The following is a 21,076-nucleotide window of genomic DNA, read 5'->3' on the forward strand; positions in this document are numbered from 1 at the left end:
TACAATTGCACGGCACGTTACTCGATTATGGCCTCTCGTTGAAGCCCAGTCGGTCCGATAGCTGTAGGAGACGTCTCAAAATACACCGAGCACTTGGGCATCCCCTATGGTCTGGTGTAAAGATGCTCCGCGATCAGCGAAACTCCTCGTTGATAAGAGACAACCACGAAAAGGAACTTTTCGCGTGAAACTCAGCGATATTGCGCGTCTGGCAGGTGTTTCCGTCACCACCGCCAGTTACGTGATCAATGGCAAGGCCGAACAGCAACGCATCAGCCCCGCGACCGTCGAGCGTGTGAAGGCGGTTGTCGAACAACATGACTTCCGCCCCAACCCTCAAGCCGCCGGCTTGCGTACTCGTCACAGCCGTACCCTGGGCTTCATACTGCCGGACCTGGAAAACCCCAGTTACGCCCGTATCGCCAAGCTGCTGGAGCAAGGCGCCCGCGCCCGCGGCTATCAGTTGCTGATCGCAAGCTCCGACGACGATCCCGCCAGCGAACTGCAACTGCTGCAGGTCTTTCGTGCCCGACGCTGCGATGCGTTGCTGGTCGCCAGTTGCCTGCCCGCCAGTAACGACAGTTACCGCGAACTGCAGAACAAAGGCCTGCCGATCATCGCCATTGACCGGGAAATGAACGCCGAGTTCTTCTGCTCGGTGGTCAGCGATGACCACGACGCCAGCCTGCAACTCACCCGCAGCCTGTTACAGACGAATCCCGAACACATCGCCTTGCTGGGTGCGCGCCCTGAACTAAGCGTCAGCCAGTCGCGTGCCGACGGTTTCCGGCATGCGCTCGGTGGCTTTACCGGCACGACCACGATCGAACATGGCGAAGCGTTCAGCCGCGAGTGCGGCCAGCGTCTGATGAGTGACATGCTGCAACGCCTGGGGCACTTGCCCGATGCGCTGATCACAACGTCCTACGTGCTGCTGCAAGGTGTTTTCGATGTGCTGCAAAGCCAGTCACTCAACCCGGCGCAATTACACCTGGGCACTTTCGGTGACACCCAGTTGCTGGACTTCCTGCCGCTGCCGGTCAATGCAATGGCCCAGCAACATCAGTTGATTGCCGAAAAGGCCCTGCAACTGGCACTGGCCGCCATCGAAAACGATCAGTACGAACCCGGCGTGCATGCCATCGTGCGGACCTTCAAGCAGCGGATTCACGAGGGCTGACCGGCAATGCTGATCGACACCCACACTCACCTGGATTTCCCGGACTTCGACGATGATCGTCAACAGGTGCTCGACAAGTGCCGCACCCTGGGCGTGGAGCGCATGGTGGTGCTAGGGGTTTATCAGCGGAACTGGAAGCGGCTATGGGACCTGACACTGGAGCATCCGGCGCTGTATGCGGCGTTCGGCCTGCATCCGGTCTACATCGACGAGCATCGCACCGAGCATCTGACTGAACTCGGCGACTGGTTGAGCCGCCTCAAAGGCCACCCTCAACTGTGCGCTGTGGGGGAGATCGGGCTGGATTACTACGTCGAAAACCCGGACCGCCAGAACCAGCAGCAGGTCTTCGAGGCGCAACTGCAACTGGCGGCTGACTTCAATCTACCGGCGCTGTTGCATGTACGGCGCAGCCACGCGGATGTGATCGCGACGCTCAAGCGTCACAAGCTCAAACGCAGCGGGATCATCCATGCGTTTGCCGGCAGTCGAGAAGAGGCTCGGGAATATATCAGGCTGGGGTTCAAGCTCGGCCTTGGCGGTGCCGCGACCTGGCCGCAGGCGCTACGCATGCACCGGGTCATCGCCGAGCTGCCACTGGAAAGCATTGTGCTGGAAACCGACTCGCCGGACATGGCTCCGGCGATGTATCCGAATCAGCGCAATAGTCCAGAGCATTTGCCGGAAATATCCCGGGCGCTGGCCGGGCTGTTGAACGTCAGCCCGGAGCAGTTAGCACAAGTGAGTACGCGCAATGCCTGTGAGTTGTTCGGGTGGCCTGTTCGCGAATGAATTCGCGCCTACAGATCAGATCAACAATGTCCACAGCGCAAAACCCGCATACCAGACGACTGCGGCGCGCACCAGCAACTCCCAGAGCATATCGAGGCTGGTCACGCCATCGGCGCCCATGACAGGTGCCGGGACTTCGCTGGCAACACGGCCGATGCGGGCAATCAGTTGCGCGGCGCTGATATTCCAGTTGAGCAACTCATGCAGCATCACCCGGCTGACCGCCACGAAGTTGCCCACCAGTGCGAAGCTGGCCGCCAGCAACCTGACCGGCACCCAGTCGAAGGCATGACGCAATTGCGTCGCCCGCTCCACCAGCGCCGGAGTCTTGCCGTGTTCGGCCGCCAGGGCCAGCAAGCGATAAGCCAGCGCCGCGACAGGCCCCAGCAGGAAGTACCAGAAGATCACCACGAAGAAGCTCTGATAAGCCTGCCAGAGCATGTAGCCCTGAACGCCCTCAAGCAGTTGCTCGCCGTTGTCTGCCTGCACGCCCATGTCTCTTTCGGCCACATGCACGGCAGCCTGTTCATCACCACGTCGGCAGGCATCGCGAAACGGGCCGAGCGCGGCCAGCAGATCACCACGGCCAAGGCTGTAGATCAGCACCAGAAGATGGACAGGCAGAGCCAGCCAGCCGTAAGCCACCGAACCGACGATGGTCAGCGCCAGGTGCAGTATCAGAAGCGGCAGCAGGACCAACAGAGCCAGCATTATCCAGGGGCGAGAAGCGGTTCGCGGACTTGACTCGAGCCTGGCCAGTTCCTTCAGCCATGGCCCGTCACGTTGTACACGCTGGCGCAGCGCCGAAAACTTTTCGACCCACACTGCCAGCAGCAACACCAGAAAACTCATCGCTTGATCCTCACTTCAGTCCTGCAAGGCGGCTTGAAAACGAGCCCAGTCGAAACACGGCCCCGGATCGGTCTTGCGTCCGGGTGCGATATCGCTGTGCCCACAAATGCGATCGGGCGTGATCGCCACAAATGCCTGGCGCAACTGGCGCGTCAGAGCGATCAAGGCGGCATATTGCGCATCGGTAAAGGGCTGGTCATCCGTGCCTTCCAGCTCGATACCGATGGAGAAGTCATTACAGGCTTCGCGCTCCTGGAAACAGGAAACGCCAGCATGCCAGGCCCGGTCAAGACATGAGACGAATTGAGTCACCTCGCCATCACGTTCGATCAGAAAATGCGCCGAAACACGCAGATCGGCAATACCCTCGAAATAGGGATGCTCGGTGATATCCAAACGGTTCTGGAAAAACTCCTGGACCTTGCCTGTCTTGAACTGAGCAGGCGGCAGGCTGATGTTGTGGATCACCAGCAGCGAGATTTCACCTTCGGGTCGCGCATTGAAATTGGGTGACGGGCAATGCTGCACGCCGTCACACCAACCGCTTGCGGGGTCCAACTGCATGAAAGCTCCTTGAAGATGGGTTTCGATAGGCGCAAGTATGCCCAAACAGCACCTGCGGTAGGAGCGAATTCATTCGCGAAGGTATTTCAGGCGATGGATCTTCGTGGGCCGCTTGCAGGGCGGCCCTCTCCCCGATCAGGTGTTATGCGCCCTTGAGCTTGCGCAGGCTGCTGATCACCGACTCAAGCGCACGGTCGAACAGCAAGGCATCGTCAAGGATGCGGATGGTGCCGCGACGCAATTCGATGGCCAGCCCCATGCGGGACTTCTCCAGAACCTTCATGCCGGTACGATTGACGAACACGTAACGCCCGGAAGGCTCGACGATAGCCGTGAGCTTGCAGCGCAGCTTGTTCTCCTCGTCTTCCTGGATCTCGACCCAATTGCCAACGCGCAGCTTGTCGACCATCTGCAGGCCTGCATCGTCATTGGGCAATTGCAGGACACTTTCATTGCTCAAAGGCTCGTCAGGCGCAGTCAGAACGATCTCCTCCATCACGACCATCATTGCCGGGCCTTCAGCAGGCTCGGCTTCAGCCAGTGCTACAGAGCTTTGAAGCTCCTCACCCTGAACATCCTGAAGGCGTGAGAAATGCTGGAAAGCCTGGACATGCAGAACTTCCAGCTGACTGAAGAATTCACTGGTGGCGAACGGGTCAAAAGCGGCGCTGGTCAGACCCTCGCGCAGTGACTTGAGCAGCCCCGGCACCAGTTCGAGCAGCTTCTGCCGTGATTCCGGGTCTTCGTGCAGTTCGACACTCCAGACCAGATCGTCCATGGCCTGCAAACCGGCCAGCCACTCGCTCGAACCTTCGCCATGCTTGAGGCAGGTCAGCAGCAGCACCTTGCTCCAGGCCTGCTCCAGCAGACGCACCACAGCTTCGGGCAGAGTTTTACCCAGCAAGCGCTGGTTCAATTCATGCTGAACCAACTGACGCGCCAGCTCGGCACGGGTGCGGCCCTCTTCGGCATCCCGAGTACGCTGCTCAAGCAGTTCGCTACGACGGCGCTCGTCGCTGGTGAAAGCCAGGAAGTCAGCCAGCAGTTCGGAGAAAATCGCCGGGTCATCGACAAAATCGTTGAGCAGACGCTGCACGATCTGGTCGACACGCATGTACAGCGAGTCGCGCTGATAATCATCGCGCCCGCCCCAGCCCAGTGCAGCAGTGGCAATTTCGTTGAGCAGACGACGGGCAGGATGGCTGCCACGACTGAAGAAACTCTTGTCGATCACTGCAACCTTGAGCATCGGAATCTGCAAGCGCCCGATCAACGCCCGCAGCGAGTGCGGCAGGTTGCGGTCATCGAGGATGAACTCGAACAGCATGGCAATCAGGTTGATAACGTCCTCATCACCTGCGCCGACGCTGCGAGACTTGCCGCTCTTGACGCTGACACGTGTCAGCAGTTGCTCAAGCTGGTTGCGCAAGTCGAAATCTTCAGGGGCATCCGAAGTCGGCACGTATTGCTGCAAGTGCGAAAGCAGACGCAGCAGGTCCTTGCTGGAGATGGGGCGAACCTCAGAGCTCGGGCCATGACGCGGCGTCAGGTTGCCGCGCACTTGCAGCAAGAGTTCCTGCAGCGCCGAAAACACTTCGAGCACGCCCTTGTCGAGCTTGTCCGCCGCCTGCGCCAGTGCCGGACTGGACAGTTCGCTGACCCGAGCCCTGGGAACAGGCCTGTCGGAAGAACGACGGGCAGGCAAGGCTTTCATTTCAGGCAGGATGCCGGTAGCGATCAGCAACTGATTGGCTTCGCCATACAGGTGATCGATGTTGGTCAGGATGTATTTCTCGAACAGCTTGAGAACGATCAGCTTGACCTTGATCTCGACCCCCAGGCTGCGCTTGGCCTGAAGAAAGAAATTGCACAGCATTGCCGGCCCCATGGGGTTGGCATCGACTGTAATGGATTGGGGAAGCAGCTCGTTCAAGCGCGCGGTCAACTGGCTCAAGGCAACGCCATCGCGGCTCATGACCTTGGCGACCATCGAATCGACGGCCACGGTTTTTTCCAGCTCGTCGTTGGGCACCAGTGACAGCTTGTCGAAAGCGACCGCTGCAGGAAGCACAGGCTCGGTAATCTGGTATTGGCCCAGCGCCAGGAAAGACTCGTAGAACTTGTCGAGAAACGCCCGCTCGATGCTTTTGCGCTTGAGGCGCAAATCGCGCATGGCCTCGAAAAACAGGTTCTGCTCAGTGTTGCTGACAGCGCGGTCGGCCATCTCGAAGAGGGTGTCGTCAGCGTTGTCGAACAACGCCTGCAAAGCATCCTTGAGCTGCTGTGCGGCTTTATCGCGCACCTGCAACAACACGACGGGCAGCCGGGCCAGAGGCGTACTTGTACCCTGGGCAGGAATTCCCTTGCTCAACGGCACAACGTTTTCGTCGTTTTGCATCAAACCCCCTGACAGGAAACGGCTTTAATCCCATCACAAACGCGGCTTGCAACCTTCGCCTGTGAAGCGATCCCCATGGTCTTTGCGCTACGTCAAAGCTATGACGTCAAATACAAGTCGGATTATCTTTCAAAACTTGTATCGAACGCCAGCGAAGTATTGCGCCTTGTAACAAGCGCATTACAGATCAGGGGACGTGCAGCGATAGACAACGCTAATAGACATATATCGCAAAGGAATTTACAAAACCGACCAACAGCACGCTTTGCGAGCGTGACCAGCCTTACAGGTGGGTTACAAAGGTGCCGTGCCTTATACTCCTGCGACTTTGTTAGTGGAGCCCGATATGCCGAATTTACGACTCGCCGACCTGACAGCCGAAATAGAAGCCAATGTGCGGCGCGCATTGCTCGAAGACGTCGGCAGTGGCGACATCACCGCTCAACTGATCCCCGAAGAGCGGCTGGCCAAGGCCACCATCATTTCTCGCGACGAAGCCGTGATCGCAGGTGTGGCATGGGTCGACACGGTTTTTCGTCAGCTCGACCCTCGGGTTGCCGTGCACTGGCAAGTGACCGATGGCGACCGGGTCAGCCCCAATCAGGCGCTGTTCCATCTGGAAGGTCCGGCCCGCTCGCTGCTGACCGGCGAGCGCAGCGCGCTCAACTTTCTGCAATTGCTGTCAGGCGTTGCAACCCGTGCGCAGCACTATGCCGACATGGTGAGCGACACTCAGGTCAAGCTGCTCGATACCCGCAAGACACTGCCCGGCCTGCGTCTGGCGCAGAAATATGCCGTGACCTGTGGCGGCTGCCATAACCATCGCATTGGTCTGTACGATGCCTTCCTGATCAAGGAAAACCATATCGCTGCCTGTGGCGGCATTGCCCAGGCCGTCGCGGCCGCCCACAAGATCGCCCCCGGCAAACCTGTGGAAGTCGAAGTGGAAAGCCTGAGCGAACTCAAACAGGCGCTCGAAGCCGGTGCCGACATCATCATGCTCGACGAATTGAGCCTGGATGACATGCGTGAGGCCGTGCGCCTGACCGCTGGACGCGCCAAGCTCGAAGCCAGCGGCGGTATCAATGACGACACCTTGCGGGTGATTGCCGAAACCGGCGTGGACTATATCTCCATTGGCGCGATGACCAAGGATGTGAAGGCGGTGGACTTGTCCATGCGTTTGAGCCTCTGACCTGTCCACAGCTCGAAAGAGAGGAGCCGTCATCTTGGAACAATGGTTTGTAGTGAATGCGGGCAAGCAACTCGGCCCCATGGATGCAGCAGCGGCCCGACTCATCGCTCGCGAAGCGCCGGGCGCATGGTGCTGGAAACAAGGCATGCCGGACTGGCAGCCGATCTATCAGGTGCAGGAAGTGCGGGCCATGAAAAAGGATGGCATCACGCCGTTTCCAGACCCGTCGCCCGACATGATCCAGCCACGGCCATCGGCCCTGCCCGCGCACGCAGCTCCAGCTCCAGCTCCAGCTCCAGCTCCAGCTCCAGCTATTAGACGACCTTCGTTTACGCCCGATCCAAACAGCTCAAGCGGTTTTGGCTCCGGGCAAGCTACCGATGGCGTGGACTTCAAGCTGTATGGCACCGAAACGCAGTTCGTCGAGCTTGAGCTGGACCGTGGCGAAAGCGCCGTGGCTGAGGCCGGTTCGATGATGTACAAGACCTGCGACGTGCAGATGGAAACCATCTTTGGTGACGGCAGCAGCCAGTCTTCAGGGCTGCTGGGTTCGCTCTTCGGCGCGGGCAAACGCATGCTCACCGGCGAAAGTCTGTTCACGACCGTGTTCTCGCAACAAGGCTCCGGCAAAGGTCGCGTCGCATTTGCAGCACCTTACCCTGGCACCATCCTGCCACTGCGCCTGCGCGACTTCGGCGGCAAACTGATCTGCCAGAAGGACAGCTTTCTGGCAGGTGCCAAAGGTGTGTCCATCGGCATTCAATTCCAGAAGAAAATCCTCACCGGCCTGTTTGGCGGCGAAGGCTTTGTGCTGCAAAAGCTCGAAGGCGACGGCTGGGTGTTCGTTCACATGGGCGGCACCGTTCGCAAGATCGAACTGGCGGCGGGTGAATCCCTGGATGTAGACACCGGCTGCCTCGCAGCCATGACTCAGGGCGTCGATTACGACATCCGCATGGTGGGCGGCATCAAATCCATGCTGTTCGGCGGCGAAGGTGTGTTCTTCGCCAGACTGACCGGCCCTGGCACGGTATGGCTGCAAAGCCTGCCCTTCTCGCGCCTGGCCGGGCGCATGCTGGCGGCCAGCCCGGCGGGAGTGGCACGAAGCGAGCGCTGAACAATCCCGGGGCCGCCACTGGCCCCGAATGCACAAGGAAGAGACATGCTAATCACTCAAGGCCAGCGAATCCCGCTTTCCAGCCTGATTCAAGGCTCGGACCTCACCCTGTCCATCGACATCAAGTCCGCCCATGTGATCGATTACGTCTGCTTCGGCGTTGATGCTCAGGGCAAGCTGTCGGATGACCGCTACATGATTTTCTTCAACCAGCCCGCCAGCCCTTGCAACAGCGTCAGGCAAGTCAACGGCGGCGACTTTCAGATTGCCCTCGCCGGACTGCCTGCTTCCATAGACCGGCTGGTGTTCACGGCGTCCATCGATGGCGCCGGGGCAATGAGCGACATCCAGGCCAGCCACTTCAGCATCAAGGATGCCGGGCGCGAAGTCGCTCGCGGCGAGTTCTCTGGCGCAACCTTCGCTGCCGAAAAAGCCATCATGGTCGCCGACCTCTATCGCAAGAACGGTGAATGGCGCATTGCATCCAACCTGCAGGGTTACAACGCTGGCCTGGATGCTCTGGTGGTGCACTTCGGTGGCGAAGTCGCCGAAGCTCCCGCACCAGCGCCAGCCAGAGTGTCGCTGGAGAAGAAAATCGCCGAAGCAGCGCCTCAGCTGGTCAGCCTGGCGAAAAAGGCTCAGGTCAGTCTGGAGAAAGCCAGACTGACCGACACCAAGGCTCGTGTCGGTCTGGTCTTGGATGCTTCCGGCTCCATGAACGCGCAATACAGCCGCGGCCATGTGCAGGAAGTGGTCAACCGCCTCATTCCTCTGGCGGTGCATTTCGATGATGACGGCGCACTGGACTGCTGGGCTTTCGGCGCCCGGCCTTGCCAGTTATCGTCGGTGTCGCTGAGCAACTTCAAGGACTTCATCCAGACCGACAACGGCGGCTGGAAGAACTGGGAGCTGGGCGCAAGGGTCAATGATGAGCCCAAGGCCATGCGCATGGTCATTGATTACTACAAGCAATCAGGCGACCGGACACCGATCTACATCCTGTTCATCAGCGATGGCGGTGTTCATCAGGACAGGGAAATCACCCGGCTGATGACCGAAGCGGCGAAACTGCCGATCTTCTGGCAATTCGTCGGCCTGGGCGGACGCGGCTATGGAATCCTGGAAAAGCTCGACGACATGACCGGACGGGTTGTGGATAACTGCAATTTCTTTGCTCTGGACCGACTGGATGAGGTCCCGGAAGAGAAGCTGTACGACTTGCTGATGGAAGAGTTCCCGGACTGGCTCAAGGCAGCCAAGGGTGCCGGGATTCTATAAATTTTCAGACAGCTCGTTGGAGCGAATTCATTCGCGAAGATGGCCTTTTCGCGAATGAATTCCCACACCAATAAAAAAACCCTGCCATCGCTGGCAGGGTTTTTCATGACGCTGACCGGGTTTAGCCGATCGATACGCCGTGTGCTTCTGCCAGAGGCTTCAAGCCGCCTGCGAAGCCTTGGCCGATGGCCTTGAACTTGAACTCGTCGCCATGACGATACAGCTCGCCGAAGATCATCGCGGTTTCAGTCGATGCGTCTTCCGACAGGTCGTAACGAGCGATTTCCTTGCCATCCGCCTTGTTCAGAACGCGGATGTAGGCGTTGGCCACTTGACCGAAGCTTTGCTTGCGCTCATCAGCCGAGTGGATGGTGACGCCGAAAACCAGCTTCTTCACAGCAGCGTTCAGGGTTGGCAGCTTGACCAGAACAGACTCGTCGTCGCCGTCGCCAGCGCCGGAGCGGTTGTCGCCCAGGTGCTCGACCGAACCGTCAGCCGACTTCTTGTTGTTGTAGAAAATGAAGCCGCTGTCATCCAGCACCTTGCCATTCTCGCCCACAACGAAAACGGAAGCGTCCAGATCGAATTCGGTGCCGTCGGTCACACGTGGGTCCCAGCCCAGGCCTACGGTGATTTCGGTCAGGCCTGGAGCCTCTTTGGACAGGGAAACGTTACCGCCTTTACTCAGACTTACAGCCATGTGCGTAATCCTTTTCTAAAGAAGTAATAAGGGTATGAATCAGAAATTCATACCGTGAGCGTTGGCTACAGCCTTCAGGCCACCGGCATAACCCTGGCCTACGGCGCGGAATTTCCACTCACCGTTATTGCGATACAGCTCAGCGAAGATCATCGCGGTTTCGGTCGAAGCATCTTCGGCCAGATCGTAGCGAACGACTTCAGCGCCAGACTTCTCGTTCAGTACGCGGATGAAAGAACCGCCCACCTGACCGAAGTTCTGCTTGCGGCTGTCAGCGTCGTGAATGGTCACGACGAATACGATCTTATCAACATCGGCAGGCACGCGAGTCAGGTCGACCTTCACGACTTCATCATCACCATCGCCAGCGCCGGTACGGTTGTCACCGGCATGCTCCACGGAGCCATCGGCGCTCTTGAGCTGGTTGTAGAAAATGAAGTCGGCTTCGCTGCGGACTTTACCGTTGGCACCGAGCAGGAATGCGCTGGCGTCCAGGTCAAATTCCTGGCCATCAGTGGCGCGCGGGTCCCAGCCCAGGCCGATCAATACATTGGTCAAGGTCGGGTCGGTTTTGGACAGCGAAAGGTTGCCACCTTTTTGCAGAGTCAAAGCCATGATTCGTTTATCTCCTTTTTCCAGTGTTTACGCTTTTTCTTCAGCCGACTCGTCTTTTCCCGGGAAGAGCAGGCTAGCGACAATACCGATTACCAGCACCACCATCACAACCATGAGGCTGGCGTTGGCGCTGATGCTGTAACCATGATGGAACAAGTGGTCAGTTGCGTTCAGGCCCAGCTTGATTGCGATGAAGAACAGCAGTGCGATAACCGCTTTCTCCAGGTGAACCAGGTAGCGCTTCAGGGCTTCGAGTACGAAGTACAGGGTACGCAGGCCCAGGATCGCGAACAGCATGGCCGAGAATACGATCAGCGGCTCACGGCTCACGGCGATGATTGCCGGTACGGAGTCGAAAGCGAACAGTACGTCGGAGATTTCAGCCACGACCAGACACAGGAACAGTGGGGTCGCAAAGATCGCGCCTTTGGCAGCCAGGGTGATGCCGCTGTTCTCAGGCTTCTTGATTTCTTCTTCCAGGACAGCGCGGCGTACAAAGAAGTTGTTGCCGTGCAGTTTTGGCCACACCGGGAACAGTTTCTTGGCGAAGCGATATGCCATGTGCTGGGAGTAGTCGATTTCTTCGTCGTCGTTATCGCCAGCTCTGAGCATCATGATGGCAGTCCAGGCAACGATTACCGCAAACACCACTTCGACCCACGGGCCCAGAGCCAGAAGGCCTGTACCGATGGCGACGAAAATGCCGCGGAATACGATTGCGCCGATGATGCCCCAGTACAGAACGCGATGGCGCAGGCCATCAGGGATCTTGAACCAGGCGAACAAGGCCATGAACACGAAGAGGTTATCGACGCTCAGGACTTTTTCCAGTGCATAACCGGTTACGAACAGCGTGGCGACTTCAGAGCCGTGCTGAACGTACAGGAAACCGGCGAATGCCAGAGAGATTGCCACCCAGAAGATCGACCAGGCCGATGCCTGGGTCAATGTGATCGGCTTGTTTCCCCGGTGGGAAAACATGTCGACGGCCAGGGCCGAGATGGCCAGGCCAACGAAAACGGCCATGGTGAGTGGAGGGAAGCCAAGAGCGGTGCTTTCCATTTAACTGCGTTCCTCAAAAGGGTCAAAAATTACAGGTCAAAGTCGGAAGGATTCAGGCCGAGTTCATTACAGATGGAGCGGCAGACAGCACGTTCCTTCTCGTCGAAGCTGCCATCTGCGCCACCGATGGCACAGCAGACGCGCACCAGAAGGCGGGCAGCATCTTCTTTTTTCTTGATCTTGCCGATGGTTTTCAGCGCTTCGGCGCGACCGATTTCGACATCGAAGTCGAATTTGGCGCATGCATCCTGAAAAGCCTGGATGACGTCTTTCATGTCAAAAACTTTCAGTTCCTGAGAGTTCTGAATGAAGCCGGCCATTTTCTGTTTTTCACTGGAGCTGATTTCGCCATCGGCTGCAGATACCAGGGCACAACCTGAAACCACTGCATCCATGAACTCACGGTTCTTGAACTTCGAGACTTCGGAAGCAAGCTTGTCGCGAGCTGCTGTTGCGTTTGTTTTCAACCAGTCCAGCATTTCAATCCCCTACGAGGCAGCCAGGCCACCTCAGAAAAATCAATCGTGTTGTTTACTTGGAACCTGCGGCCCAGCGCATGCCCCAGCCATAGGCCTTGTCCATGTTGCTATGACCGTTGTGGAAATCCACACGACGGGTCACCTTGACGGCCCCGTTGTCGTTTTCCAGCAGAGCGATCGCACACATGCCCTGACGACCGCCTTCCTCGTTGAGGCGAACCTCGATAGGTGGCTGGCCCGGGGCGTGGATGGTGACAACACCGTCGGTTTCTTTCCAGTTCGGTGCGCCTTCATAAATGAATGCGTAAACCAGAATGCGGCGGATCTTGCCCCAGTGCGCGCCGTTGATATGCAACCACTCGCCGTCGCTGATGGAGCCGGTACGGTCATCGCCCATCAATTTGATGAAAGGCTCGGTGTTGAGCGATCCAAACGAATTGCCCAATGCCTGGACCGCGCCTTTGTAACCGTCCTGTAACTCGAACAGGCAGCCTACATCAAGGTCGATCGCATTGCTCTTCTTCATCGAGAAGAAGCCGCTGCTTTTGCTCTCACTGCGGCGGTTCCAGTTCAGGTTGACCCTGATTTCACCGAAACCGGCACTGGTTTTCTCCAGGCTGACGGAAGCTCGTGTCTTGTCCAGCGTGATCTTGCTGAGACTGACAGTGGGCTTGGGCGCGGCGACTGGTGCAGGTGCAGGTGCAGGTGCAGGTGCAGGTGCAGGTGCAGGTGCAGGTGCAGGTGCAGGTGCAGGTGCAGGTGCAGGAGGCTGGGCCTCTGGCGCTGCGACTTCAACACCGAAGTTCTTCGCCAGAGGCTCAAGGCCACCGGCAAAGCCCTGGGCGACACAACGGAATTTCCAGGCGCCCTGACGCAGGTAGAACTCGCCCAGAATCAGCGCGGTTTCCTTCATGCCACTGGTAGGAATGGCCGCTTCGATTCCGCCGGTGACGGTCAGGGCAAGGTGCGACACGCTGTCGAAGCTGGCCTTGTTTTCATAGATGGTTGCCGTGAGCGCGACCTTCTCGATAGCGGCATCCAGACGACCCGGATCAAGACTGAAGACAGCGCGGCCCGCTGACGCTTCCGTCAACTGCACCGCACCGCCACTCACACTCTTCTGACCGAAGAAACACATGTCGTGATCGCCACGGACCTTGCCTGCACTGGTCAGCAGAAACGCGGAGACATCGATGTCCGCGCCCGCTATAGGGGAATAGCTGACGTCGACCGTCAATGGGCCAGCAGCTACTGGCGCATTGGCGCCTGGGACAAGTTGAGTCATGCGCGTACTGCTCCGATGGCCAGGTCGACCAGATCGTCAGCGGTACGGCCATTGGTGGCCTGACCTACAGCGGTGAAATCCCAGCCGCTGGAGGTGCGCGACAGATAGGACATGACTACGCCTGTGTGCTGACCTTTTTCGGACAGATCGAAGCGACCCAGTTCGTTACGGGTGCCCAGATCGACGATACGGCAGTAGGCATTGGCGACTTTTTCGAAGTTCTGGCCGGTGAACGAGTTGACCGTGAACACCAGATATTTCACGGTTGCCGGCAGTTTTTCCAGATCGACGCTGATGTTTTCGTCATCGCCTGCGCCTTCACCGGTACGGTTGTCGCCGGAGTGATGAATGGCACCGTCACGCGATTGCAACTGGCGGAACCAGACCAGGTCGAGAGGCTTCTTGTCGGCATCGAGCATGATGCAGGAGGCGTCCAGGTCGATATCCCCGCCACCGCCGCCCAGCAGCTTGCCGAAGAAACCGCTCGGCTTTTCAGGGTCCCATCCCAGCCCCATGCTGACTTTCTTAAGGCCTGTACCAGCGGTTTTCTCAAGCGAGATTGTCTGGTTTTTTGCCAAAGTGAGTGCCATTTTTCGCTCCATGTGAACTACGGAATTCGGATAAAAGTGTTACAGCCTTACCGCGATGAGCCATCATTGCCATCCCGATTATGTAACTTGGCGTTAACGGGACCTTTATAACGACCCCGACGCCACGCCGGATGGAACAGGCGCCAGTGCGCATCCTGTGCTGCAGCGAGCAATTCGTGGTCCCCCCGCGTGTCCCCCCAGGCCCGTACGCGAAATTGTGAAAGCGGCCCGTAAACCCCTTCCAGGCGCATCACCTTGGAGTCGCAGCGACAGTTGCTGCCTTCGATAAGACCGGTGAGTTTGCCGTCGATCACTTCCAGATTGGTGCCGATCAGTTCGACTTTCAGGCGATCTGCGAAAGGTTGCAGGACCATAGCTGGCGATGCTGAACATAGTGTGACAATGGCGCCCTTTTCGATTTCCGCCGCCACGGACTCCAGCGCCGCCGGACGCATCAGGCGCGCCCAGTACAGCTGGCAGAAGGCTTCGGCCTTCTGTTGCAGCCAGTCCACCTCAACGCCGGTCAGAAAGGCCTTGATCAGACGGCCCTTGAGCTCATCGCGGGTCACGCGCTTGGCAAGGTAGCCCAGGCTCGGCAGTACCAGCCGGGCCATGCGAACGGAAAAAGCACGCTGCCCAAAAGCGAATTTTAGAAATGGGACAAAGCTGTCATGGCGGGTCAATGTCCCGTCAAAATCGAACACCGCCAGCAGGCGCTGCTCCACTTCCACTTCAAGATCAGGCTCTATCATTTAACTAACTGCCTCAGCGAGTCGAATGCTGGCATCCACGATCGAAGCGGGGGTCGGCAGGACTCCATGCCATTTGGCGCGCTCCATGATGTGGGTTGCCCATTTGTAATGAGTGGCCGGTTCACACATCGCATCGTTGTACTTGAACACCGCCGGAGCGACAGAGTTCAAAATCATCCGTGCGCAATTCAGGTCTTCCAGGCTCACACGAAACGCATTCTGAATGATATTGACCTGCGAGGGGTGGATTGCTGTCTTGCCCACCATACCGTTGGAGATATCCAGCGCCAGTTCCTGCTCCATGATGTCGGGAGTCGCCAATTGCTCAAAAACCGGTGCGGTCAGGGCAAACCCCTGGGAACCCATCACACCGGACAGCATCGGAATCACATAGCCCATGGGCGTGCCATACAGCGTCATGGCCGGATTGCGGCGCAGCCCCAGGCAGCCCATCAGATCGTTACCGCCAATGCGCAAGGCAATGATCCGCTCGCCCAGATTCACCTTGAGTGCCTGCCCCAGTTCGACCATGGCCGTCGGGTTGAACACCTCAGGCGTCTCCAGTGTAGGCATCAGGGCCAGCTCTGGATTGGTAACGGCATCCTCCCAGCTTGCAAGGCTTTGCAGCGAAAGCTTGGGGACAACGAACCCATCGACGTGGGCCATCAGCGGCCAGTCATTGAGAATTTTCGCCATTGCCGCATCGCGAGGACGAACAAACAACAACGGGCCATTGACCGGCCGTCCGCCACGGTCCTGAATGCGTGTCAGCACATTGCGCAGGTTGACCAGCGCCGTCTCGACATCGATCAGCGCCACGGCGTCTTCCAGGCACACGACCAGAGAGCGCAGTTCGGGGATCTTTTCTGCGAATACCACATCGAGAATGTCGTCGCGGGTGGCAGGCATATAGAGCGTTGCACCCAAAGCATAAGGCGAAGGTATGGCCATTAGCTGAGACTCCGAATGATGGTTACCGCCCTATAAGGCCCCAGGGCATTTGCAGATTCTTCGACAGGGATGCCCGCTTTTTCAGTCAGGTGCATGAGCAGTTGCACATCGCTGTCAGTGGTATTGCGTACCAGCACATGATCGGGCACACGGCGCATGACGGCACGGGTAGCCTCGGCAATCCCCGGCTTCACCCGGTTGAGATTGTTGATCCCGAACCGCCCGGCCAGAGTGTCGATCACTTCCCGGGCTGAACGTTTGAGCTCGATGCGCTGCTGCGGCGTCCAGGGTTGGGCTGCAACAACGCCCTGCAGATTGCGGCGCTGACTTTCGATTCGCTCGATGAACGAGCGAGTCACGTCGTGCCCTTGCAGGTGATCGTAAACGACACACCCGTGTAATCCGCCATCAGCAGGCCATATGGAACGCGACACCAGACCTGACACCGTGGCCCCCAGAATACCGGACGGGATGACCCAGTCCTCGGAGGACGCCGCCAGCCACGCACTGCCGCACGGGTCGGCCAGCACCACCAGACGCGGCTCTTCGGGAAACCGCGCATCGCCCGCCAGACTGCGTTTGATCTCCCCGGAAATCGCGCCCTTGCCGGTCCAGCCATCCACGAAAACAATGTTCTGCGCACCATGGGCCTGAATGATGGCCTCAAGCGCTACAGAGTCGATGCCACGGTCACGAATAATGCTGATGCCATAGTGATGCGCTTCGCGGCCCAGTCCGATCAAGGACCGACGCAACAAGACACCCAATGGCAAACCGGCACGCACGAATGACACCAGAACGATCTCGCGCCCCTGGCACGCCTGATCGAGGGCCAGCGCCAAAGCCTGCACGTCGGTCGCCATGCGCAGACCATTCTGCATCAGCGCACGTTCGAACAACGCGCCATGCGCCTCGCCCGGAGCTGACTCCAGGCTGATCATTTCTGAATAGTGCTTTTGCTTCGTCTGGATCAGACGCTCTTTTTCCTCGACATCGGTGGTGTCCATCTCGATGCCGCGCAGCAGAAAATGCACGTCATCCGCGAGATAGCTACCGCTGCCCACTGTATCGAGCCCGTGAACGGGATTACTCATGCGCAGCACCGGCGAACATCTTCGCTAACTGGCTGCGGGCAGGCGTTGCCCACCAATGGCACTCGTCCATGAAGCCCAGATCAGTGATGCTGTCACCAAAGCCCAGCACCGGACGCTCGCCGTTGACGGCTCGGTCACGGCGCAGCCATTCCTGCACGGCATAGCGTTTGGCCAACCCGTTGGGCAGGAACGCCAGGTTATTGCCGTTGCCATGCACGTGCATGTCGTCGAGCAGGCCACGTGCCTGCACTTCGGCCAGAACGCGAGTCAGGATGCTGTCATCGCTTTCGTTGTGCTTGGTCACCACATAATGGAAAAGTTTCGCCTCCTCCACTACCCAGCCACGCAATGAAACGCCCATTTCCTGACCAATGGCCAAAGTTGCGGCGCTCAGCTCATGCAAACGTCCCTGATAAGCGGCCAGGGTCTGTTTCATCTGTGCATTCCAGTCGCTGTCCAGGCGACCGGCAGCATCGAGCATCACGCCGCCATGGGAGCAGATTGCGCCCGAGTTGAACGGCAACTTCACCCGGCTGTAAGCCTCGACGCTACGCGCCGTGACCGGCACCACATCGGAATGGGCCAGCAGCCAGTTCACGAAGGATTTCTGCACATTGGTCATGTAGCCATTGGCATTGCCGGTGAGGTCGACGGTTGCCACATGCTTTTCGATACCGGGAGCCGTCTTGCGGGCGGTCTGGAACAGGGTGTCGTCCAGATCCACGAATATCAGCGGGCGTTCGTTACTCATCACAGATGACCTCGGCATTCAGCGCTTCGACCAGCTCGGCGGGCACAGCCTGCTGAGGGGTTTCGGTGCAGATCAGTACGCGATCGAACTGACCGGGCCGTACGTTGTAAAGAAAATTGGGAATCCCCAGGCCGTAGTTGTCGGAGAACGACAAGGCATGATCGATGGCATGCCCCAGGGCAATCGGTGAACGGCTGGTGGAACTGAAATGCACGTCGGCACCGGCCTTTTCCAGACGCTCGGCCAACAGGAACGGGCGCCAGACGAATTCGCTGGTGCCCACCACCAGAACACGCTCGCCCTTGGCGACCTGAATGTCGGGGGCCAGGGTGTCGAGTACCGAGCGAACACCCAGACGTCCCCAGTCATTAGCGGTGACCAAAGGCCAGTCACCCATGGCGACGGTGCCGACTTCCGGCATGTCCGGCAGTGGCGCGGCCAGATCCTCGGCAAAGGAATAGGAACCCTGCAGCAAGGAAACCTGCTCGGCCACATCGCCCATGGTGGTGCTGACCGCACCGGCCGACCAGTCGGTCAGGACGCAGGTCACGACACGCTCGACCTTGCTCAGCCCGGCCTCGACCAGCGCCCGATAGAGGTTGATAAATGTCTTGCCGGTTGAGGCTTCGTCATCCACCAGCACCAGCGAACGAGCGCCCAGCATCATCTCGCGCAGCGCAGGGTCGGTGGGCAAGTGAATCAGGTGAGCACTGGCGTGGCTGTGTTCTTCCTCGAAACGGGCGAACAGCTCGGTGCCCGTCGGGTGGCGAGTACTGACCAGATACAGCGAATCCGGACGCGACTCGCTGTAGGCGCGATGCACACCGGCACCCAGCCCTACAGCCGTCTCGGCCATGCCGATGACCAGCACCGGGCCAGGAAGATCGGCCGGGATCTTGTAGGCAAGGTCCCGGAAGCTCTTGAGCATCACGCCCGGACGCACCGGGATATGTCGCCCCAACACGCGGGAAACGAAGAGAAACGCCCGCTTGGGATTGCGTCGCTCGGCAAAGCCGAACAGGGAGTCCGGCGCGATGGTGGACGAGTCGACCATCACATCGAGACGACCACGAAGCAGATCAGCGCGAAGCCTTGTAGGGGTTGAAAGAGCTGAACTGCTGTCCATCGATAGATTCCTGGTTAACGGGGCCAATGCCCCTTGCGCCTGCCCGTTTCCCGGAGGAAAGCGGTCGTTACGTGCGCGAGGCCTCAAGGAGCCAGAGCGCCGACTGGGCAGAGCGTGTAATTTCAGTTGTGGTGTACGTCCTCTCAGGACGGGCATGGGATGCCGTTACGCGGCAGGCTTCCAGAAAAGACAGAAGCAATGCCGACTTCACCGCGAAATTCATGTTCTGTGCATCCGGCACACTTGAGGTCACCATCCCGATAACCGCGCCACCGTTGTCGAACAGTGGACTGCCACTGGAGCCCGGCTGAATGGGCGCCGTGAACTGAAACAGGCTGGCATCGCTGTGCAAGCCGAACAGGCCGGATATCCCGCCCTGAGTCACTTGCAGGCTGCCACCGGAAATCGAAGCCAGTGGATAACCCAGCGCTACCACCGTATCGCCAGGCTCCGCGCCCGTGCCTTCACGGAACGTGACCGGTTTGAGCGGCGAAGCGCCTTGTACCCGCAGCAACGCGATGTCGTTTCGACGATCGACCACCACTGGCTCGACCTTGAAGCGCCCTTCCAGCGAACTGATATACAGCACGCTCATGTCTTCAATGACATGGGCACACGTCATCACATGGGAAGGCCCGACCACAAACGCAGTGCCTGTCGCCGACTGATGATGACCGCCCGGAGAGTTGATGGAACTGCGCCGAGGGTGATGATCATTGACCTCAAGGCCGATCTTGCGTCCAAACGCTGCCAGTCCGTAGGCAGAACCTTCATGCAGCGCTCGAAACTTCCATTGATCGTTGCGCTGGTAAAACTCACCGATGATGATCGAAGCCTCACCGTTGTCCCGCAGATCTGCCTGGACTTCGATTTCCTTGTCGATCACCAGTCGCAAGCTGGAAATATCGCGAATTGGCCCGGTGGCGGCATAGACGTAAACCATCACCAGAACACGATCACTGCCAGCGGGCAGGCGATCCAGCTTGAGGGAACAACCGACCCGTTCCGGCCCGTCGCTCCACTCCATCCAGTTCTGTTCGCGGTGCAGCAATGCAGGATCGCCCTTGGGCTGACGTTTTTCGTCAACCGGCAGCAAGGCTACCGCTACGTACTCGCCGAATACCGAAGCCTTTCCGCTTTCAAGCAACCACGTGCAATGTGCATTCGCAATTGCTGTATTTGCGCCCGGTGCCAACACTTTCATGCCCAATCCTCCCTGATAAGAGCAAGGTAATAGCAAAAAACTATTATCCCGATCAAACCGAAGCCAGTACAGCCACGGTTATCGCCTTGACCCGGATATTATCCAGCCAATGTGTTTCCGGTTCTTTCAGCCCAAGCCGCCGGGTCGCGAAAATGCCCGGCAGATTGATACCTGTTTCCCGCGTGTAACCAATACCGCCCGAGTAGCGCGGGTTGATTTCCAGCAAGTGCGGCTTGCCATCGGCGTCGTCACGGGTCTGCACGTTGATCAGGCCGTCACAGCCAAAGTGCTCGGCGGCCTCCACGGCCAGCCGGACAGCCTCGCTGTCGCGCTCGAACGTCTGGTTCATGCCCTGCTTGCGGCGCCCGACGAAGGCCACCGCCTTGCCATGTTCACAGACCATATCCACCGAACACTCGCTGCCCGGCATATACGGCATGAGTAACATGGGCGGCCTGTCATCGGACTGGCGATAAGCGTTCAGGTACGCCTCGAAGCTGGTTTCCCGGGCATCGGGGTTGGCGAAGCAACGGAAGTCATCGACGCCTGCCTTGAAGCGCCAGAATCCATGCCCGAAAATCCCCACCGTCGGCTTGATACACACCTCTCCCGTGCGGGACAGGGTTTCGTAGGCGGCCTGCAACTCTTCGGTATTACTTGCGCTGATCCCCGGTATGCACGCCAGACCAGCCTGTTCGGCAGCGGCAGTGAAAAGGCTTTTGTCGTCTACATTGATAAAGGTCTGCATGCTGGTGCCGCCGGTGACCAGATCAAAACCCTCCGCCACGAAACGCTCACGATGCGCTTCATAAAAACTGCCGACACGCCCGGCAATAATGACTTTGACGCCCAGCTCGCGGGCCGTTTCGAGGACCCAGTCAATGCGCTCTGCGTTATTGCGCGGCTCCTGCAAGGCAACGTCGGCCTGCCCGGTAATTTCCGGGCGATCCTGGCGATGGGAAGCGATAATCCGCACCGATGCCGGCAAGGCATCACGCGCGCCCATGATGACTTCGCGTTGGCTGGACTGCCCTTCAAGGAACCAAATCATGTGACTCTCCAGAAAACAAAGCGGCTTTCTAAGCAGCTTT

General features: G+C 58.6%; 21 protein-coding genes. 5 read left to right on the forward strand and 16 right to left on the reverse strand.

The window, feature by feature from the left end:
• Positions 1-184 precede the first annotated feature (184 nt).
• Both cra and CKW23_RS13850 read left to right on the forward strand, forming a co-directional pair.
• Entirely contained in the window at positions 185-1,180 is a 996-nt protein-coding gene (cra, locus tag CKW23_RS13845; RefSeq protein ID WP_025261807.1) for a catabolite repressor/activator, read from the forward strand.
• A 6-nt stretch (positions 1,181-1,186) separates the two neighbouring features.
• On the forward strand, positions 1,187-1,972 hold the full coding sequence (locus CKW23_RS13850; RefSeq protein WP_038400029.1) for a TatD family hydrolase: 786 nt from the start codon (positions 1,187-1,189) through the stop codon (positions 1,970-1,972).
• Positions 1,973-1,987: 15 nt separating this feature from the next.
• Here the strand turns inward: CKW23_RS13850 and ampE are convergent, their stop codons facing one another.
• The 3 genes from ampE to CKW23_RS13865 form a co-directional block, all read right to left on the reverse strand.
• The gene (ampE, locus tag CKW23_RS13855; protein ID WP_095067729.1) at positions 1,988-2,824 is read right to left on the reverse strand and encodes a regulatory signaling modulator protein AmpE; all 837 of its coding nucleotides are present in this window, start codon (positions 2,822-2,824) and stop codon (positions 1,988-1,990) included.
• A gap of 15 nt (positions 2,825-2,839) precedes the next feature.
• On the reverse strand, positions 2,840-3,388 hold the full coding sequence (gene ampD, locus CKW23_RS13860; protein ID WP_025261810.1) for a 1,6-anhydro-N-acetylmuramyl-L-alanine amidase AmpD: 549 nt from the start codon (positions 3,386-3,388) through the stop codon (positions 2,840-2,842).
• A gap of 142 nt (positions 3,389-3,530) precedes the next feature.
• A complete protein-coding gene (locus CKW23_RS13865; RefSeq protein ID WP_025261811.1) occupies positions 3,531-5,786 on the reverse strand; it encodes a DUF1631 domain-containing protein in 2,256 nt (751 codons plus the stop codon).
• A gap of 346 nt (positions 5,787-6,132) precedes the next feature.
• Here CKW23_RS13865 and nadC point away from each other — a divergent pair, with 346 nt between their 5' ends.
• The 3 genes from nadC to CKW23_RS13880 are packed head-to-tail and all read left to right on the forward strand — an operon-like array spanning position 6,133 to position 9,376.
• Positions 6,133-6,981 (forward strand): carboxylating nicotinate-nucleotide diphosphorylase, encoded by an 849-nt coding sequence (gene nadC, locus CKW23_RS13870; protein WP_095067730.1) that lies wholly within the window; start codon positions 6,133-6,135, stop codon positions 6,979-6,981.
• 34 nt (positions 6,982-7,015) lie between these two features.
• Positions 7,016-8,098 carry a TIGR00266 family protein gene (locus CKW23_RS13875; protein WP_159918425.1) on the forward strand — a complete coding sequence of 361 codons (1,083 nt, stop codon included), beginning with the start codon at positions 7,016-7,018 and terminating at the stop codon, positions 8,096-8,098.
• A gap of 45 nt (positions 8,099-8,143) precedes the next feature.
• Entirely contained in the window at positions 8,144-9,376 is a 1,233-nt protein-coding gene (locus CKW23_RS13880; protein WP_025261814.1) for a VWA domain-containing protein, read from the forward strand.
• A 121-nt stretch (positions 9,377-9,497) separates the two neighbouring features.
• Here CKW23_RS13880 and CKW23_RS13885 read toward each other — a convergent pair whose 3' ends face one another.
• From CKW23_RS13885 to CKW23_RS13945, 13 genes are all read right to left on the reverse strand, one after another.
• On the reverse strand, positions 9,498-10,076 hold the full coding sequence (locus CKW23_RS13885; protein ID WP_025261815.1) for a TerD family protein: 579 nt from the start codon (positions 10,074-10,076) through the stop codon (positions 9,498-9,500).
• A gap of 39 nt (positions 10,077-10,115) precedes the next feature.
• Positions 10,116-10,691 carry a TerD family protein gene (locus tag CKW23_RS13890; protein WP_025261816.1) on the reverse strand — a complete coding sequence of 192 codons (576 nt, stop codon included), beginning with the start codon at positions 10,689-10,691 and terminating at the stop codon, positions 10,116-10,118.
• A gap of 27 nt (positions 10,692-10,718) precedes the next feature.
• Complete coding sequence (locus tag CKW23_RS13895; protein WP_095067731.1) at positions 10,719-11,753, reverse strand: TerC/Alx family metal homeostasis membrane protein; 1,035 nt, start codon at positions 11,751-11,753, stop codon at positions 10,719-10,721.
• Between the two features lie 29 nt (positions 11,754-11,782).
• Entirely contained in the window at positions 11,783-12,232 is a 450-nt protein-coding gene (locus CKW23_RS13900; protein WP_025261818.1) for a tellurite resistance TerB family protein, read from the reverse strand.
• Positions 12,233-12,284: 52 nt separating this feature from the next.
• The gene (locus tag CKW23_RS13905) at positions 12,285-13,517 is read right to left on the reverse strand and encodes a TerD family protein (protein ID WP_095067732.1); all 1,233 of its coding nucleotides are present in this window, start codon (positions 13,515-13,517) and stop codon (positions 12,285-12,287) included.
• Positions 13,514-14,107, reverse strand: a complete 594-nt coding sequence (locus tag CKW23_RS13910) for a TerD family protein (RefSeq protein WP_025261820.1) — start codon at positions 14,105-14,107, stop codon at positions 13,514-13,516. Before CKW23_RS13910 ends, CKW23_RS13905 begins: the two co-directional genes overlap by 4 nt.
• A 47-nt stretch (positions 14,108-14,154) precedes the next feature.
• Positions 14,155-14,859, reverse strand: coding sequence for an HAD-IB family hydrolase (locus CKW23_RS13915; protein WP_095067733.1), 705 nt, complete (start codon positions 14,857-14,859; stop codon positions 14,155-14,157).
• The gene (locus tag CKW23_RS13920) at positions 14,860-15,810 is read right to left on the reverse strand and encodes an HpcH/HpaI aldolase/citrate lyase family protein (RefSeq protein WP_025261822.1); all 951 of its coding nucleotides are present in this window, start codon (positions 15,808-15,810) and stop codon (positions 14,860-14,862) included.
• On the reverse strand, positions 15,810-16,904 hold the full coding sequence (locus CKW23_RS13925; protein WP_095067734.1) for a cysteine protease StiP domain-containing protein: 1,095 nt from the start codon (positions 16,902-16,904) through the stop codon (positions 15,810-15,812). Before CKW23_RS13925 ends, CKW23_RS13920 begins: the two co-directional genes overlap by 1 nt.
• Entirely contained in the window at positions 16,897-17,655 is a 759-nt protein-coding gene (locus CKW23_RS13930) for a trehalose phosphatase (RefSeq protein WP_095067735.1), read from the reverse strand. Before CKW23_RS13930 ends, CKW23_RS13925 begins: the two co-directional genes overlap by 8 nt.
• A complete protein-coding gene (locus CKW23_RS13935; protein WP_025261825.1) occupies positions 17,648-18,781 on the reverse strand; it encodes a phosphoribosyltransferase domain-containing protein in 1,134 nt (377 codons plus the stop codon). Before CKW23_RS13935 ends, CKW23_RS13930 begins: the two co-directional genes overlap by 8 nt.
• Positions 18,782-18,848: 67 nt before the next feature.
• Positions 18,849-19,985 carry a trypsin-like peptidase domain-containing protein gene (locus CKW23_RS13940; RefSeq protein ID WP_095067736.1) on the reverse strand — a complete coding sequence of 379 codons (1,137 nt, stop codon included), beginning with the start codon at positions 19,983-19,985 and terminating at the stop codon, positions 18,849-18,851.
• 52 nt (positions 19,986-20,037) lie between these two features.
• Positions 20,038-21,036 carry an ATP-grasp domain-containing protein gene (locus tag CKW23_RS13945; RefSeq protein ID WP_095067737.1) on the reverse strand — a complete coding sequence of 333 codons (999 nt, stop codon included), beginning with the start codon at positions 21,034-21,036 and terminating at the stop codon, positions 20,038-20,040.
• Positions 21,037-21,076 lie beyond the last annotated feature (40 nt).

Origin of the sequence: Pseudomonas sp. Irchel 3A18 (assembly GCF_900187465.1) — a bacterium.
GTDB classification, from domain to species: domain Bacteria; phylum Pseudomonadota; class Gammaproteobacteria; order Pseudomonadales; family Pseudomonadaceae; genus Aquipseudomonas; species Aquipseudomonas cichorii.